Below are 14,353 nucleotides of genomic sequence, written 5' to 3' on the forward strand. Positions count from 1 at the left end.
TATAAAAGCGATGTTGTAATTACCAAAGACTTGAGAGTGGTAACATCTAGTTGGACAGAAACACTCATATATAAAAGCCCTGATGTGCTAATTGAAAAGATTGTTTCTGATACAACCATACACGCGAATGATTTCTATTAAACACATAACCCTGTCACCGCGCAAGTACTCTCGCGTGGTAAAACGCACCCCTCCTATTTAAACCAGTTCTTAATTTTTGGCACATTGGCTTCTATCATTAAATAATATGTAAATTTATTATGTCATATTTGCCTAATAGTAAGCTTACAAAGCCCTAAAGTCAACCTAAGAATACACCAATGAAAAACTTCAAAAGCTATTATTTCCATTTTATAATTCTTGCATTACTAATAGTAAGTTGCAGTAAAGATGATGATCTTAGTGAACACCATACTATTATAGGACAGTGGAATTGGGTAAAAACTTTGGGAGGATTTTCGGGCATTGCCTCAGACACACCAGAAAGCACTGGCTACACTCGCACCTATATATTTACGCATGAGGATACAGTAATCGTTTTATTTAACCGCGACACAGTGCTAAAAACTGATTATTTTTTAAGTACAGAAGAAAGTGTTTTGTTTAAGGAAGAGTTCGATTTTTTAACAATCAATCACAAATATCTTGCTCCAGATTTATCAACATCAACTCTTCCTGAGAGATATATGATCAAATCATTAAATGATAGTTTAATACTACAAGAGGATTTATATGATGGTTTTGAGCATATCTATATTAAGAGTAAGTAATTACTAAAATAAATTATATTTATTGCACATTACATACCATATACGGATGTAATGTGTAATGTACGTTTTAAGATAAATAAATAGGACATTGTGTTTATATATACGTTGGCCGTAATTAAAAAGAGAGTAAGATGGATGATAGATTTCAATTAAATAAATATTCAGCAGCAAGTATGATTATAATCGGTATTGGATACGCTCTTTCTGCTTTTATTTATTCAAATATAGGTTTGATTCTGTCGATAGTTGGTATTGTTGGTTTTGTAATTTATAGCAATCTCGATAGGTATGTGCTGATTTCCTTAGCTATATGGTGTGTTGGATTACAATTCTCTATTTCTCATTGGCCAGGTGGATTAGAAATAATTTTAATTGGTGGTTTGTGCACCATTGCATCATTATTTTTCAGGTTCAAAAGAGACAATTTTAAAAGTTATAAACTTTGGATTCTAATTTCACTAATTATCCTGCTTGTGTCTTATTACATTAAATTAATGGAGGTCGATTACAGCCTTTATGGGTTTATGATAGGAGCGCTTAGTTTGACAATTTCATATGGCTTAAGATTCGTTAAAAAGAGTCCCAAAAATATTGAAGATTTTCTCAAACTGATTCTCATATATTCAATTCTAGTAAAATTTATATTTTCGATTGGTCATTATCCTGCATACAATATTATAAGCTGGACAGTTATCCTTTCGATCTTATGCTTAGGTGGATATGCATTTATAAATAGATTACTAATAGAAAGAAATTAACTACGGCCAACAAAAATTAAAATTAAAGGGCGTTGATGCCCAACAAGATAATGTAACAAAAACGATAAACACAGTACGGTTTTGATAAGGCGGTAGTTTTACATCGCCCTCAAAATTTAGCAAAACCGTTAAGTGTAAATAAAAAAAAATGAAGTATCCCACTTTGAAAATACTATTTGCAGCAATTTTAATAAGCCTGACACTAAAAAGTTTTGGTCAAGAACAAAAACCCATCAAGAGAAATAGTGATCAGATTAGTAAGATCCTTATACAGTTTTTCCCTTGTTTTATCGCTCCGACTCAACTTTTAGTGGATGTTTCAAACAAAGAATTGACTTTTTATAGGTTCGGWRGAAAAGAAAGATTATTACCACCTTCTCCGCCTGCAGATAGTTTAAAACCAGATTATGACCCCAATGTTTATGTGCAAAAATTTCCWATTAACATTAATGTAAAGCTTAATCAARGGGATTTTGAGTTTTTGAAGGACTCACTTATAAATCAACTAAATCCAAATGATCTAAAAGATAGCATAAGTGAYTGTTGTGACGATGGAATTACAGTGTATATATTCTCGACCTTTCAAAATTCTGAATTAAAAGAAACAGAATTGACGAACTACTTTACTGCAAATCAGAAACGGCTTATAAATTTCACATTGGAAATAATAAATAAAAACAACTCGGATATTACAACTGAAAAATATTTGACAAAACTAAAAAGACAATTTAAATGATAAAAATCTGCGCTTAACAGCGGGTCAAAGCGCATGCCGCGGTTCGGCTCGGCTGGAAACTGATGTGAGATTTTAACGATAGAACTATAAACAACAAACCTGCGGAAATTGCGGCACGACGCCATACCCGCGAAACGTTATGCGGCAGCTTAAAAAACGACACAACCGTTAAGAATGAAAAATGCGAAAACAATAATTTTCTACTTTTTAATTGGATTTTCAATTCTTGAGATTCCTGTTTTTGTCTTTGGAATAATCAACACAATGGTAAGTTTGAAATATGAAACAGAAAACCCAACTGACTGTATTTCTTTAATAACAGGACAAGATTTATGCTTAACTATTCAAATATTAAAAGCTCTTATAGTAGTCTGCATTGTGACAATTGTTTTATTGTTAGTTTTTAGAAAACGAATTTTAAATACAAACTAAATGACTACCTGGAAACAACATTCGACCCACAAACAAGCAGAACTTAAAAAGTATCGTGACTTGGTATTAGCAACAATAGACTACTACCTAGAAAATAAATTAATGCACGTTTCGACAGCAGATTTTGACTCTATTGAGCATTTCAATGGATTAAAATTGCAAACTGAAGAACATTTCAATAAAGGCAGACTGACACGACTAAAGCAATGGTTTCGTGATATGACAGAGATGCAAATAGAAACAAAGGATTTAAAATTTAATCAGTACTTGAAAGATAAAACAAAGTATGATATTGATATTTTCAAATCTTATAATCAGCGTGTTGATAAGATTATAGAGAAGGGTAAAATCACATCTGACAATCAATTTTATGACATCAATATTATGGTTGACCAACTTTGCCAAATAGAGCCGATTGATAATGAGAAAATTGAAAAGTTAAATGGACTTTTAAGAGATTATGAAGAAAGAAAATCAAGAAAATAAAAAAGCCGACCGCATAACAAAATGTTTAGTGTATAAGGGATTCAGAGGTTTTCGAGCGGTATCACCCGCATCAATTTTGGGTGGTAACTTGATAGGTTTGAAGGCCGCAATTCCCTGCGACACCATACACTAAACGTTGTAGTGCATTTAAATATAAAAAAAATAGTATCTGCAGTATTTCTTATAGCACTATTTGGCTGTGCAAATAAAGCAGACAAAAAAGAGGAAGAATACATGTTTAATATATTCAAGAAAAAAAACAAGTCGACAGAGGTTTTATCTCATGCGGACTATAACACAATATTTGACAATGCAACAGTTGAAGGAATTCCTGTCGAACTGGTCGAAATAGGAGACTTAAATGTTCCAACTGGGCAGATTGTTGTTTGTGATCCTCTTGTAGTTCCTGACATGCCGCCACTAAATAAGACGGTTAAGCCAGGTAAGTATCCAATCAAAATTTACGTTGCCAAAACAAAGGAATCAGGAGATAGATACGCAATAGCTACACTAGTTTTTAGTGAAACAAAGGCGGATAAGTGGGTTCTTGCGGTGCGTAGTGGTGAAGACGTAACAGAACTCAAGGGAGATGGCGACTTTTTTGGGTTTCCTGTTGACGCTGGCTTGGGTGGTTTCTTTGATTATCAGTCAGGGGTTGAATACAATAAATTGATTGACGAGTTTATAAACAAGAACCCTACGGGTAACATTTACGATGATTTTTTTGCTGCCGAATTCAAGAAAAACGCAAAAAATCCTGATAACCCAAATGATTATGGTGACTGGGTAAACTTTAAAATTCCAAATAGTGAATTGAATATTACAATGTTTCAGTCAGGTTATGGTGACGGGACATATCCTGCATATTGGGGGATGACTGACGATAATGAAATTGTATCCTTGGTTATTGACTTTTTTGTTCTATTACTTACTGATGAATAAAAAACTACTGCTAGCAAACGCTATAGGGCATTAAAAGGCCACATAGCAAAACCGTTACCAACAATATAAAGAAGCAAACATGTTAAAACTATTTAAATCGAAACTGAAAGAAGAAGAATTCGGGAGAAAGTACTTTCAAAAACTAAAGAAAAAAATACCAGGTCTTGAATTGGTATCTTTAATTGGGCTTGAACTACGAACAAAACTAGATAGTCGGGACGAAATGAGACATCTTTTAGATAATTCATATGCAGAATATAAAAATGCCCCAAAAGATTTAAATGAAATAATTGAGAAATATACAAATGCGTCAAAAGAATTGTTTGAACCAAGGAAATCTGTAAAAGAAGAAAGAATCATCCCGATTGTAAAAGATTATAGATTTCTAAATGAGACTATAAAACAAAATCCAAGTTTTGAGAGTGACTTTTTATTTGAAAAGTACAATGAGGAATTATACGTGTTTTATGCAGAAGACAGAGAAACAACAATAGCATATTTAAAAAAGGAAGAAATCGAACCGTTAGAAATCTCTTTTAATGACTTGAGACAAAAAGCTATTCAAAACTTTGGGAATTTAGCAACTAATATTGAAAGACATGGTGGAGATGGAGAATACATGGTAACAATAGGAGGAGATTATGAATCAAGTCTTATTCTTTTAGACATTTGGAATAGTGATAATTTTCCTGTTGATGGAGAAATAGTAATTGGTGTTCCTGCTAGAGACCTTGTTTTAGTGACAGGGTCAAATGATAAAAAGAACATCCAAAAAATGAAGGAAAAAATCAGAGAAATAAATGCAACTGGAGATCATGTGGTTTCGGACAAGTTATTTATTATGAATGCAGACAAGTTTGAAATATTAGAATAAAATACTGTTGGTAACATCCTACCATATTGCATAGCGGTGTTTGGTGGCTTCCGAGAAAGACTCTCGCGTGGTAAAACGAACCCCTCCTATTTAAACCAGTTCTGAATTTTTGGCACATTGGCTTGTGTGCTTAAATAATATGTAAATTTAATCGCATTAATTTATTGGTGGTTTTTTTTTAAAATCACCCTCAAGTTTTAGCAAAACCCTTGGCAGCAATTTGCAGTCGCATTTATTGGTCGAATAAAACAGAATAAATGATTACATTAAAAACATTTTATAGTAAGAAGAAAAAAAAAATACCTGTTCTTCTGATAATGTTCACTATTAATATTATCGTCGCACTTCTCTTTAGATACTCAAAAGAATTTAACGAACACGCTCATATTTTCGGGACTATTCTTGTCTTTAGTTTACTTGGGTACTTCATATATAATGGTTTTGTGAGCAAGACTAATAATTACTCGAAAGAAGGAAAGTTATTGGTAATCGTAATGACAACATTTCTTTTAATTTACATAGTTGATAATTTTTTGTTCCTAGACTCAATTTCAAATTCATTGTATGGTGGAATTGGATTATTAATTCTTGGATTTTGGATATATACCGCAACGAATAATTCACGAAAAACTCAATCGATTAACAAAGAATACTTTGGACAAGTAATTATTAATTATCATTCTATTATTATAAATGAAGCTGAATATAGTATTGACCAAATAAAAAGTATAGTCCTTGATAATAAAGACTATAAAGGTCGAATTACCAAATATAATGGATTAGCTTTTGGTCCATTGTTATCAAACGGAATAGATAATGATATTTCAATAACACTTAAAGATGGTTCAAACTTTTACCTAAGCTACTATCAAGAAGAACAAAATCAACTTTCTGGAAATGACGATATTATTAAAAAATATAACACTTTAGGAATATTAGAATTTATTTAAACCATTGACAACAAAAGTTAAAATTAAAGGGCGGTGATCCCGAAGGATCGGGACAGGCGCAACTAGATAATGTAACAAAACCAATAAACAGCTAAAGGCTATTTTTAAATACCAGACTATGAGAAAAACCTTATTACTAATTGCCATTATATTTTTCACAACTTCTTATTCATATTGTAATGAAAAAGAAATAGTTATTAATAAAATATTACATGATTTAGAATTAACCATTAAGAACTCTCAAACGAAAAACGAGTATGTTCAAAACTGTTATAATTTAGCAATAAAGTGCATTAAAAATGGTGAGGTTACAATGGTTCATGACTCTACCTTAAGCAATAGGTTATATGGGTGTTGTGCTATTGCTACTTCAGAAAACCTTTCCAAAGTGCAGTTAAAATTTGGCAACTTTATATTAGATACATACCCAAAACACCCGTCCATTGTCCAGGCTATATTAATTCACGAATTTCAGCACATCTACGATCTAAAAACAAAACCTGAACTGTTTAAAATCAGCTTTTCTAATCAAATTGAAAAACTATACTTTGATATAGATGCCTTGCTTGTGGAAACTATGTTTATCAATGATTATCTAAAGCCAAATAATGAGTTATCTCCATTTGAAAAATATCTGTGCTCTGACTTAAAAAACAATATGGCAAGCGTATCAACCCTATTCGAAAATGCAGACATCAATTTGGTGCATCAAATGGATGCTTTAGATAATTCAGACCAAGACTTAAATAAGACAATAAGTGAACTTGTGAAAATTGGAAAAAATTTGTTGATTGAATATGACATTAATAATTCTGATACCAACTGGACAAAATACTGCAATTTCACCACCTTGAATACCTTCAATAAATATTACAAACAAGCACTATACGATATTGTAAACTCAAAATCAAAAAAAACCATACAACCAAATGACTTTAATATAGAAGATTTTCCACAAGTACTTGAAGTGGTTGAATCTATTAAAACTCATTTAGAGACACACATTAAAATATTACAGTTCAAAAAGAAGCTTGTAGAGAAATTTGAAAACTATTACCACTAACAATATAAAAAACAGTCCTTAACAAAGTACCATATTACAAAACAGGATTTCTTACGGTGTCAAGCCTTAGCACCAATAACAAGTCAAACAATTAATGATGAAATCTAAACATACTTTAAGAATTTTGAGCCTATACTTTGTGATTGCAATCTTCATTGTTGGCTTAATTAGATTAGGTGTACTTTGTTTAAATTTTGGAGCGTATAAGTCAGAAGGCGTTGTAGGAATTATAGGCGGTCTATTATTAATATGGATGGGCTTAGGATATTTCGCTTTAATGGTTGGAAAAATTAAAAGAATCCTAATAAAAGACAATAACCTAATAGTTAGAAAAATCTTGCTTAATAAAGAAAGTGAAAGCAGATTGAGCAAAGTTCAATTCACAGAATTTGAATGGCAAATGACCTGGAATACAGTTCGAGGAATATTAGTTAGACTTGAAAATGGAGAAATAGAACAGATTAGTATAAAAGAGTTTTATAATTCACATGAATTGATTAAGCTGATTAAGGAAAATGGAATTAAAGATGATTCAATAAAACCAAAAATTCACACTGGGAGTTTTAAGGTTTTTATGTTATTAGGAATACTTATCTCTATAGCCATGCTTTTATTAAAGCTATAGTAGGTTAAAGGTGCTAACTAAAGTTAATATTAAGTAGGCTTACGTTGCCCCAATAGTTATCGGAAATCCTCTAAATTTAGCTAGACCGGTATCAGTAAATAAGAAAAACAAAAAAATTTCAATTATGAAATTGAATCCACTAAGTGAAAAAATTATTAAAAACGGAAGTAATTCTTTTAAAGTATGGATTGAATTTGAGGAATCATATCCTTGGGAAAATACTGAATGTGAGTTTTGTAATATTTTAGTCAACACCTTAGACGGTAGAAAATATGGAATCAACATTTAGACATACAAATATTTTACTATTGCCATTGAGGAAGAACAAAAAGACAATAATAATTTCATTATTCCACCAGATTTATTCGTCGATGAACTTAAAAGAGAGAGCATTGAAATAGCGATTTCTGAACTATTGAATCATGGAAATTTAGAAGATCAACTGAATAAATCAATATTTGAACTTGATTTTTTAGATCCATATTGGGCTGTAGATGAAATGAGTGAAAACATTGTAATATCATTACTTAATGAATTTAAAACTGAATTATCTGAAGAGCATATTTTATTTAATCAACAAGTTGAATTACTAGCTAGAAATTCCAGTAATGATGAAATAATTTTAGAATTAGAAGACGAAAGAGTTGCTGTTGTAAATTTAACCTGGAGTTCAATAATGGAAAGTGACAATTTCCCAATTACAAGAATCTATAAAGACAAGTTTGAATTTTGGAATAGGGAAATGAGACAAGAAATACGAAACTTTTAAGTCAAACTATTGGGAACAAAAGCTAATATTCAAGGGCGGTGAAGCTCTCCGCTGCCTCGCGAGTCCCCCCACCTGCCGCAAGTCTGTTAATTGTGGTTTGTAGCAGCGCTGAAAGCTGATTGCTATTATTTCTATTCTCCTCTAGCCGGAGGGGCTCTCACTTTTTGGCTTAAGCCCAAAAAGTAAGCAAAAAACCCAAGGCGAACTGAAAATTGCAATTTGATTCTTGAAATGCTTAAGTGCGGCCGGGTGATCTTTAAGCAAGCTTGTAGCTTCCCGGTCTTACTAAAGCCTTTCTTCGAATAAAATCACAATTGTCAGAATGCCGGACAGCGACTTTTAAGGACAGCAGAATTAATAATGAGTTGTTTGTAGTGAGCAAATAATAATTGCAGCTGATTGCTGTAAGCTTCTCTCCGCTGCCGCGCAAGTCCTCTCGCGTGGTTAAACGCACCCCTCCTATTTAAACCAGTTCTTAATTCGCAACACACTGGCTTCTATAATTAAATAATATGTAAATTTATTTTCAAGACATTCAGCTATTACAAGATGCATGATAAAAAGGCAAGGAAAGTACTGTTTATGGAATTTTGAACTACTAAAACCCAGGAGAAGATTTACTAAAATAAATTATATTTATTGCACATTATAAGATAAATAAATAAATAAATAATAGTCTCATCCTCATGGACGGACAATTTTAACGCAAATCTGCTACAGCACCATACGGCCAACCGTTGCATGCCATTAAACACGAGACATGAAAGAGACTTTAAGAAAAGCGATTGAATGTGAAAATGAACAAGAATTGATACAATGTCTTGATTTTACAGTAGCAAAGAAAATTGATTCTACTCAATATGATTTAATTGAAAAAGCACTTGTAGGAAGATGGCACAGCCAACATGAAGACATAATAAATACCATTTACTTGGAAAATTTAAAAGACGACAGATTTGTAGAACCAATTCTTAATATTGCTCTGAATAGGGAAATTTACAGACGATATGATGATGAATTAGAATCGACCTTAAGAAAATGTGTACATGCTTTGAAAATAATTAACTCAGATAAAGCTAATTCAGCACTAACAAGATTGGAAGAACTTAATAACGAAAATGTAAGTTTAGTATTGGAGATGTACAAATGAAGACAGTTGATTCAAAAATATTAGGAAAGTTAACCCAGGACGAAAGATTTGAAGACTGGTGGCACAGCGAAACTTTAAAGATTCCATTAGTGGATAAAGAACTGGTCGTAACCTTCATGGACTTTGAGCCAGACTCTGATGAAACATTCATTCAAGAAGCAGATACGGCTCTTAGAAGTTTTCTTCTTTTGGACTCTGTATATAGAGCTGAAATAAGCAATCTGGTCTTGAATCATTTTGTTGAATATAAAGAATTAGTTTGTGAAGTGGATGTTCCAACTGAAATGAAAGAAATTAATGAACATGAAATATGGAAATTCATAACACCAACCGAAATTCTTATCACGAGACGACCATATAACGAACCTGACATTTTCATAAACCTAACATGTGAATGTGCATGGGAACCTGAACATGGGTTACAACTTGTCTTCAAAAAGGGAAAAGCATTAACTAGAGTGAGTAGTCAAGATGGACATTTAACGACAGCCGATGCGTATGATATCCCAGATAGTGAAGATGAATTATTGGCAAAATTTAAAGAATAACGGCATACAAAAATGCATAAAAAATATAAGTGACTTAGTGACTTACGGAAAGTAAGTGCATTTAATCAGCTCCCCCCGCTGCCGTACGAATCCTCTTGCCAGGTAAAACGCCCCCCTCCTATTTAAACCAGTTCTTAATTTTCAGCACATTGGCTTCTATCATTAAATAATATGTAAATTTATTTTCAAGACATTCTGCTATTACATGATGCATGATAAAAAAGGATGGAATGTACTGTTTATGTTATTAAAAACCCAGGAGAAGATTTACTAGAATAAATTATATTTATTGCACATTACAGGATAAATAAATACGACATTGTAGTTATATATACGTTACCAGTAATTATGAGAACAGCGATCTACATCTTAATAAATTTAGTGCCATGTTTATTATTTGCACAGGATTATCCAATTATAGACACCTTAAATTATGGTGGGAATGTTAGCCATGTTAAGTATTACTTTCAAAACGATGGAGATAAAGAGATCTTGCTAGAAACCTACTGGTTCAATGAATCAAGAAAACATACCATTACATACACTGGATACGATGGCATTGAAATATATAAACAAACCAAAACATCCTATAATTACGATATCAATAACAACCTAACTACTGTAAAATATTTGGATTACATCAGTCCAAAAAATGACAGTATTGGAAAGCTGCTTATTTCTGAAATTAGAAAAGCTTATAAAGAGGATAAGAATATTTCAAATGAACTAATAGAGAAGTATCAAGCAATGTATGAGTATATTAATCCTGAAAACATTAATTGGGGATCGAATAAGGAGATGATTCCACTTTTAATTTTTAAAAGAAATCGAATTGGAAACGATTCTTTAATAGAAATATATAATGAAATCAATGATAAGGAAATATATCTTGATCAGATCGTATTTTTCTTTTATGACAAGCAAAATAGAATTAAAAGAAAAAAATGGATTGACATTCCTAACTCTAATGTATTCAAATTTCAGGTTTTCAAACCAAGCGATGTTAAACTTGAAGATTCTATAAAGGTTTTAACGAATTCATATCAAGAGAAGACTTTTAAATACTATAAGGATTCTATTGTGATGAAACACTATGTAAATGGGCGTTTTACAGGTTCTGAAATCAATAAAACAAATAGCAATGGAACATTATCAGAATTTGTTTTAAATTCCAACGGCGATACTCTATCAAGTTACTTAAACGAATGGGATTTAAGGAAGAACTTAATAAATCGTAAAAGAATAAAACATACTGGATATGATGGATTTGGCTATAGTTTGGATTTGACTTTTGGTAATATTAAAAAGTACAAATACGATGAGAAAAATAGACTCATACAGATTGATACATTTGAAGATGATAAACATGTTTGTACTGAACGGTTTGAAATAGTTGAAAAATAACTACTGGTAACAAAAATTAAAATTAATGGGCGATGATCCCAAAGGATCGAGACAGGCACAACGAGATAATGTAACAAAAACAATAAACAAAAGCGGTGCTTGATAAGGAGGTGGTGGTAATCCTTATAGCTAACCGGAGCCCTCAAATTTTAGCAAAACCGATAACTACAATTAGAACATGACAACACTTTTGATTATCCTTGGAGCTATTGGAGCATTAACAGGAGTATTTTTAATCTCCAATAGGATTGGACTTAAGCGAATAATGCAAGAGAAAAATGAGGTCCTTAATGCTCATAAGAAGTTAGGTTATCCAAAGCTTGAAAAGTCTGTGCAATTCAAAATTATGGAAACCGGAGACATATCTCCAATAGCTCAATTGATACCTGAATTAAGTGAAAAAAGCACACCCTTAATATTGCTCCGGCATTATATCACGATTTCCAAAAACGAGTTTAAGGAATACTTGTTGAAATCTGATTTTGTAAATAAGCACAAGGTTGAAAATGCGCCTAATCCAAAACATGATGGTATGTGGATTAGAGAAAATGAAATAATTGACCAAGAACGTGGTTACGTTCACCGCACTTGGCAAATATCCAGCGATAAAGAAGCCATTGATATTTATAGTGATTTATTGTGGGAGAAAATAAATTTTGAATAAAAAGAGTAACTAGTAAAAGTTAAATTGCCTTAAAACGCAGCTTAGCCAGAAAGTTGAATCACCGAGATTAAGAGTACTATGAGAAGAAAAATTAATTTAAAAGAAAGTGAACAGCTTAACAACAGGATTTCTGAGATTAAAAATTCACTAGGCATAAAACTAAATTGGTTTCTAATCATAGTCTTAATTGGAATCACAATTGCTTCTGCATTTCATATCTATTTCTTCGACAAATCGAATTGGTCCCTAATTTCAAAATTTTTAGTTTGTGCTGCTCCAATTGGACTTTGGGTATTAGTCGAACAATATTTTAAACGAAAGAAAAGTGGAAACAAGGAATATTAAAACCTAGTGGAAATACAAAATAAGGGTCAGATTTCTGTATTTCCAATCGATTTAAATAAAATAGCCAGACTTGAAGAATATGAAGATGAAGGTGATTTGTACCTGATTGAAACAAAAGATAAGAAATGCATTTACCTTTGGGATAATGAATACTACTTGATTGATGACAAGGACTTTCCAAGTGACAAACTAGAAGTTTATATTGAAAACGCTTTCAAGTATGGAATTGGTAAGAAAGTAAATTGTCTAGGAAATAAAGTGACTCCAATAATTGTAAAAGGAGATTATAAATGGTCATACTTTGGAAAGCTTGGTTTTCCTGATGACTTACAAATAGAAGACAAACAATTTGATGCGATTATTGAGGAAATAAACAACGAAAGCCTAACAATGGCTCATAAAGCATAAGTGAGCCAACTCATTTTGCTTAGATCGTAGCTTCGGCCCGCATCGCCAAATGGTTGATTTGGCTTTGAAAAGAAAAGATAAAAACAAATACATCGCTTTGGCTTTGTGAAATTTGAAAGTGAATTGGGGTTAATTTTCACTTATACTTCATAGCCAAATCGTTACGTGCAAACCTAAATAAAATGACAACGGAAGAATTTGTAAAAGCTTTTTATAAAGAAAAAGAGGATATTCTTAATGAATATTTATCTGAAAATACTGAGACAGACGTTGGTCAACTAATAAAATCAATGAAATTATCTAACCAGCAATATGAAATCATGAGGAACATTCTAGATTCATCATTTACAGATATCTATTATGGAATTCTATTAGGATTGGATGGTTGTTCATCTATAGGAGGAGCACAAGAAATGTATGAATTAAAAGATGAAAACGGAAATCAACTAAGTGGAGAAATTGAAGGTTTCGCTTACGAAGTTTTCCATAATCAGAATAAACGAGACAAGTAAATGTTTATAGGCTATTTTGATTACATCATTTTTGGGTTACTACTCTTATTCAATGTACTATATTGGAAAAAGAGATTTAATGGAAAAACTGGATGCCTTATTATCGGAATTTTATTTGGAGTGGCAATTCCTTATGTTTCAATGGAAATTGAGTTACTTCGAGTTAAGTCAGAGTTTGAAATGATTGATGGTTTCAATCTGCTTTATACCATTTTTCGTTTTCCAATGTATTGGATTATTGGAATTCTCCAATCTATTTTAATTAATATACATGACAAACAAAACCAGCCAGAAGGTAACAAAAGCTAAAATTCAAGAGCAATGATCCTGAAGGATCAGAACAGGCACAACCAGATTATGTAATAATTTGTAACGAATAGATAATTATACATTCCCTTGAAAAAATTGAAACTTACAGATTTAATTTCATCACTAATTTGAACTAAGAAATGAAAGGCGCAATTTCACTTATATCTTTAATCATTATTATTCTCCTGGGTATTGTATTAAAAGATACTTTATACTCTATCAATATTGCTGCCACTAAAAATGAGGCGCTACAAAGACAATATTTGATGAAAGTGAAGGAAATAAAAAATGTTGACTCCTTATATATTGAAATTGAAAACCAGATAAATTATAGAAAACGCGAGCGAAATGAATTATCTAAAAAAGCCATTAGAAAAGGTAGACTTATAGGTATAAGCATGATTTTGGTAATTCTAAACACAATATTGATTTTTATAAGAACAAGAAGGAAAAACCGCACATAACAACGGGTTAAAGCCCCCGCACCGCGCGAGTCCTCTCACGTGATAAAACGCACCCCTCCTATTTAAACCAGTTCTAATTTTCAAGACACTGGCTTCTATAATCAAATAATATGTAAATTTAATCGTATTAATTTATTGGGGAGA

21 protein-coding genes are annotated in these 14,353 nt (G+C 31.9%); all 21 read left to right on the forward strand.

Annotated features, from left to right (window positions below; all coding sequences use genetic code 11):
* Nucleotides 1-320: 320 nt before the first annotated feature.
* Complete coding sequence (locus ELS83_RS19540) at nt 321-770, forward strand: hypothetical protein (RefSeq protein ID WP_171597234.1); 450 nt, start codon at nt 321-323, stop codon at nt 768-770.
* A gap of 131 nt (nt 771-901) precedes the next feature.
* On the forward strand, nt 902-1,528 hold the full coding sequence (locus ELS83_RS19545) for a hypothetical protein (RefSeq protein WP_171597235.1): 627 nt from the start codon (nt 902-904) through the stop codon (nt 1,526-1,528).
* Between the two features lie 148 nt (nt 1,529-1,676).
* Complete coding sequence (locus tag ELS83_RS19550) at nt 1,677-2,264, forward strand: hypothetical protein (protein ID WP_171597236.1); 588 nt, start codon at nt 1,677-1,679, stop codon at nt 2,262-2,264.
* 174 nt (nt 2,265-2,438) lie between these two features.
* The gene (locus ELS83_RS19555) at nt 2,439-2,696 is read left to right on the forward strand and encodes a hypothetical protein (protein WP_171597237.1); all 258 of its coding nucleotides are present in this window, start codon (nt 2,439-2,441) and stop codon (nt 2,694-2,696) included.
* Nucleotides 2,697-3,182, forward strand: coding sequence for a hypothetical protein (locus ELS83_RS19560; protein ID WP_171597238.1), 486 nt, complete (start codon nt 2,697-2,699; stop codon nt 3,180-3,182).
* A gap of 141 nt (nt 3,183-3,323) precedes the next feature.
* The gene (locus tag ELS83_RS19565; protein ID WP_171597239.1) at nt 3,324-4,124 is read left to right on the forward strand and encodes a DUF4241 domain-containing protein; all 801 of its coding nucleotides are present in this window, start codon (nt 3,324-3,326) and stop codon (nt 4,122-4,124) included.
* A 79-nt stretch (nt 4,125-4,203) separates the two neighbouring features.
* The gene (locus ELS83_RS19570) at nt 4,204-4,998 is read left to right on the forward strand and encodes a DUF1444 family protein (protein WP_171597240.1); all 795 of its coding nucleotides are present in this window, start codon (nt 4,204-4,206) and stop codon (nt 4,996-4,998) included.
* 257 nt (nt 4,999-5,255) lie between these two features.
* Nucleotides 5,256-5,948 (forward strand): hypothetical protein, encoded by a 693-nt coding sequence (locus tag ELS83_RS19575; protein ID WP_171597241.1) that lies wholly within the window; start codon nt 5,256-5,258, stop codon nt 5,946-5,948.
* Nucleotides 5,949-6,066: 118 nt separating this feature from the next.
* A complete protein-coding gene (locus tag ELS83_RS19580; protein WP_171597242.1) occupies nt 6,067-7,011 on the forward strand; it encodes a hypothetical protein in 945 nt (314 codons plus the stop codon).
* A gap of 97 nt (nt 7,012-7,108) precedes the next feature.
* Nucleotides 7,109-7,636: a hypothetical protein gene (locus ELS83_RS19585; RefSeq protein ID WP_171597243.1), complete on the forward strand. Its 528-nt coding sequence runs from the start codon at nt 7,109-7,111 to the stop codon at nt 7,634-7,636.
* Nucleotides 7,637-7,760: 124 nt separating this feature from the next.
* The gene (locus ELS83_RS19590) at nt 7,761-7,925 is read left to right on the forward strand and encodes a hypothetical protein (RefSeq protein ID WP_171597244.1); all 165 of its coding nucleotides are present in this window, start codon (nt 7,761-7,763) and stop codon (nt 7,923-7,925) included.
* 126 nt (nt 7,926-8,051) lie between these two features.
* Entirely contained in the window at nt 8,052-8,405 is a 354-nt protein-coding gene (locus ELS83_RS19595) for a hypothetical protein (RefSeq protein WP_171597245.1), read from the forward strand.
* Between the two features lie 760 nt (nt 8,406-9,165).
* The gene (locus ELS83_RS19600) at nt 9,166-9,555 is read left to right on the forward strand and encodes a hypothetical protein (protein ID WP_171597246.1); all 390 of its coding nucleotides are present in this window, start codon (nt 9,166-9,168) and stop codon (nt 9,553-9,555) included.
* Nucleotides 9,552-10,103 carry a DUF6985 domain-containing protein gene (locus ELS83_RS19605; RefSeq protein ID WP_171597247.1) on the forward strand — a complete coding sequence of 184 codons (552 nt, stop codon included), beginning with the start codon at nt 9,552-9,554 and terminating at the stop codon, nt 10,101-10,103. The genes ELS83_RS19600 and ELS83_RS19605 overlap by 4 nt, the downstream gene beginning before the upstream one ends.
* 348 nt (nt 10,104-10,451) lie before the next feature.
* Nucleotides 10,452-11,507: a hypothetical protein gene (locus tag ELS83_RS19610; RefSeq protein WP_171597248.1), complete on the forward strand. Its 1,056-nt coding sequence runs from the start codon at nt 10,452-10,454 to the stop codon at nt 11,505-11,507.
* A 178-nt stretch (nt 11,508-11,685) separates the two neighbouring features.
* Entirely contained in the window at nt 11,686-12,171 is a 486-nt protein-coding gene (locus ELS83_RS19615) for a hypothetical protein (RefSeq protein ID WP_171597249.1), read from the forward strand.
* 78 nt (nt 12,172-12,249) lie between these two features.
* On the forward strand, nt 12,250-12,516 hold the full coding sequence (locus tag ELS83_RS19620) for a hypothetical protein (protein WP_171597250.1): 267 nt from the start codon (nt 12,250-12,252) through the stop codon (nt 12,514-12,516).
* A 6-nt stretch (nt 12,517-12,522) separates the two neighbouring features.
* Entirely contained in the window at nt 12,523-12,924 is a 402-nt protein-coding gene (locus ELS83_RS19625) for a hypothetical protein (protein ID WP_171597251.1), read from the forward strand.
* A gap of 182 nt (nt 12,925-13,106) precedes the next feature.
* Complete coding sequence (locus tag ELS83_RS19630; RefSeq protein WP_171597252.1) at nt 13,107-13,436, forward strand: hypothetical protein; 330 nt, start codon at nt 13,107-13,109, stop codon at nt 13,434-13,436.
* On the forward strand, nt 13,437-13,745 hold the full coding sequence (locus ELS83_RS19635; RefSeq protein ID WP_171597253.1) for a hypothetical protein: 309 nt from the start codon (nt 13,437-13,439) through the stop codon (nt 13,743-13,745).
* Between the two features lie 140 nt (nt 13,746-13,885).
* Complete coding sequence (locus ELS83_RS19640) at nt 13,886-14,209, forward strand: hypothetical protein (protein ID WP_171597254.1); 324 nt, start codon at nt 13,886-13,888, stop codon at nt 14,207-14,209.
* The last annotated feature ends 144 nt before the right edge of the window (nt 14,210-14,353 follow it).

It is taken from the genome of Marinifilum caeruleilacunae (assembly GCF_013141825.1).
Classification (GTDB): domain Bacteria; phylum Bacteroidota; class Bacteroidia; order Bacteroidales; family Marinifilaceae; genus Marinifilum; species Marinifilum caeruleilacunae.

Coding starts and splice junctions, on each gene's coding strand:
- ELS83_RS19540 (WP_171597234.1), top strand. CDS start 321: ATGAAAAACTTCAAAAGCTATTATTTCCATTTTATAATTCTTGCATTA.
- ELS83_RS19600 (WP_171597246.1), top strand. CDS start 9,166: ATGAAAGAGACTTTAAGAAAAGCGATTGAATGTGAAAATGAACAAGAA.
- ELS83_RS19640 (WP_171597254.1), top strand. CDS start 13,886: ATGAAAGGCGCAATTTCACTTATATCTTTAATCATTATTATTCTCCTG.
- ELS83_RS19545 (WP_171597235.1), top strand. CDS start 902: ATGGATGATAGATTTCAATTAAATAAATATTCAGCAGCAAGTATGATT.
- ELS83_RS19585 (WP_171597243.1), top strand. CDS start 7,109: ATGAAATCTAAACATACTTTAAGAATTTTGAGCCTATACTTTGTGATT.
- ELS83_RS19615 (WP_171597249.1), top strand. CDS start 11,686: ATGACAACACTTTTGATTATCCTTGGAGCTATTGGAGCATTAACAGGA.
- ELS83_RS19580 (WP_171597242.1), top strand. CDS start 6,067: ATGAGAAAAACCTTATTACTAATTGCCATTATATTTTTCACAACTTCT.
- ELS83_RS19620 (WP_171597250.1), top strand. CDS start 12,250: ATGAGAAGAAAAATTAATTTAAAAGAAAGTGAACAGCTTAACAACAGG.
- ELS83_RS19635 (WP_171597253.1), top strand. CDS start 13,437: ATGTTTATAGGCTATTTTGATTACATCATTTTTGGGTTACTACTCTTA.
- ELS83_RS19575 (WP_171597241.1), top strand. CDS start 5,256: ATGATTACATTAAAAACATTTTATAGTAAGAAGAAAAAAAAAATACCT.
- ELS83_RS19605 (WP_171597247.1), top strand. CDS start 9,552: ATGAAGACAGTTGATTCAAAAATATTAGGAAAGTTAACCCAGGACGAA.
- ELS83_RS19610 (WP_171597248.1), top strand. CDS start 10,452: ATGAGAACAGCGATCTACATCTTAATAAATTTAGTGCCATGTTTATTA.
- ELS83_RS19555 (WP_171597237.1), top strand. CDS start 2,439: ATGAAAAATGCGAAAACAATAATTTTCTACTTTTTAATTGGATTTTCA.
- ELS83_RS19630 (WP_171597252.1), top strand. CDS start 13,107: ATGACAACGGAAGAATTTGTAAAAGCTTTTTATAAAGAAAAAGAGGAT.
- ELS83_RS19590 (WP_171597244.1), top strand. CDS start 7,761: ATGAAATTGAATCCACTAAGTGAAAAAATTATTAAAAACGGAAGTAAT.
- ELS83_RS19570 (WP_171597240.1), top strand. CDS start 4,204: ATGTTAAAACTATTTAAATCGAAACTGAAAGAAGAAGAATTCGGGAGA.
- ELS83_RS19560 (WP_171597238.1), top strand. CDS start 2,697: ATGACTACCTGGAAACAACATTCGACCCACAAACAAGCAGAACTTAAA.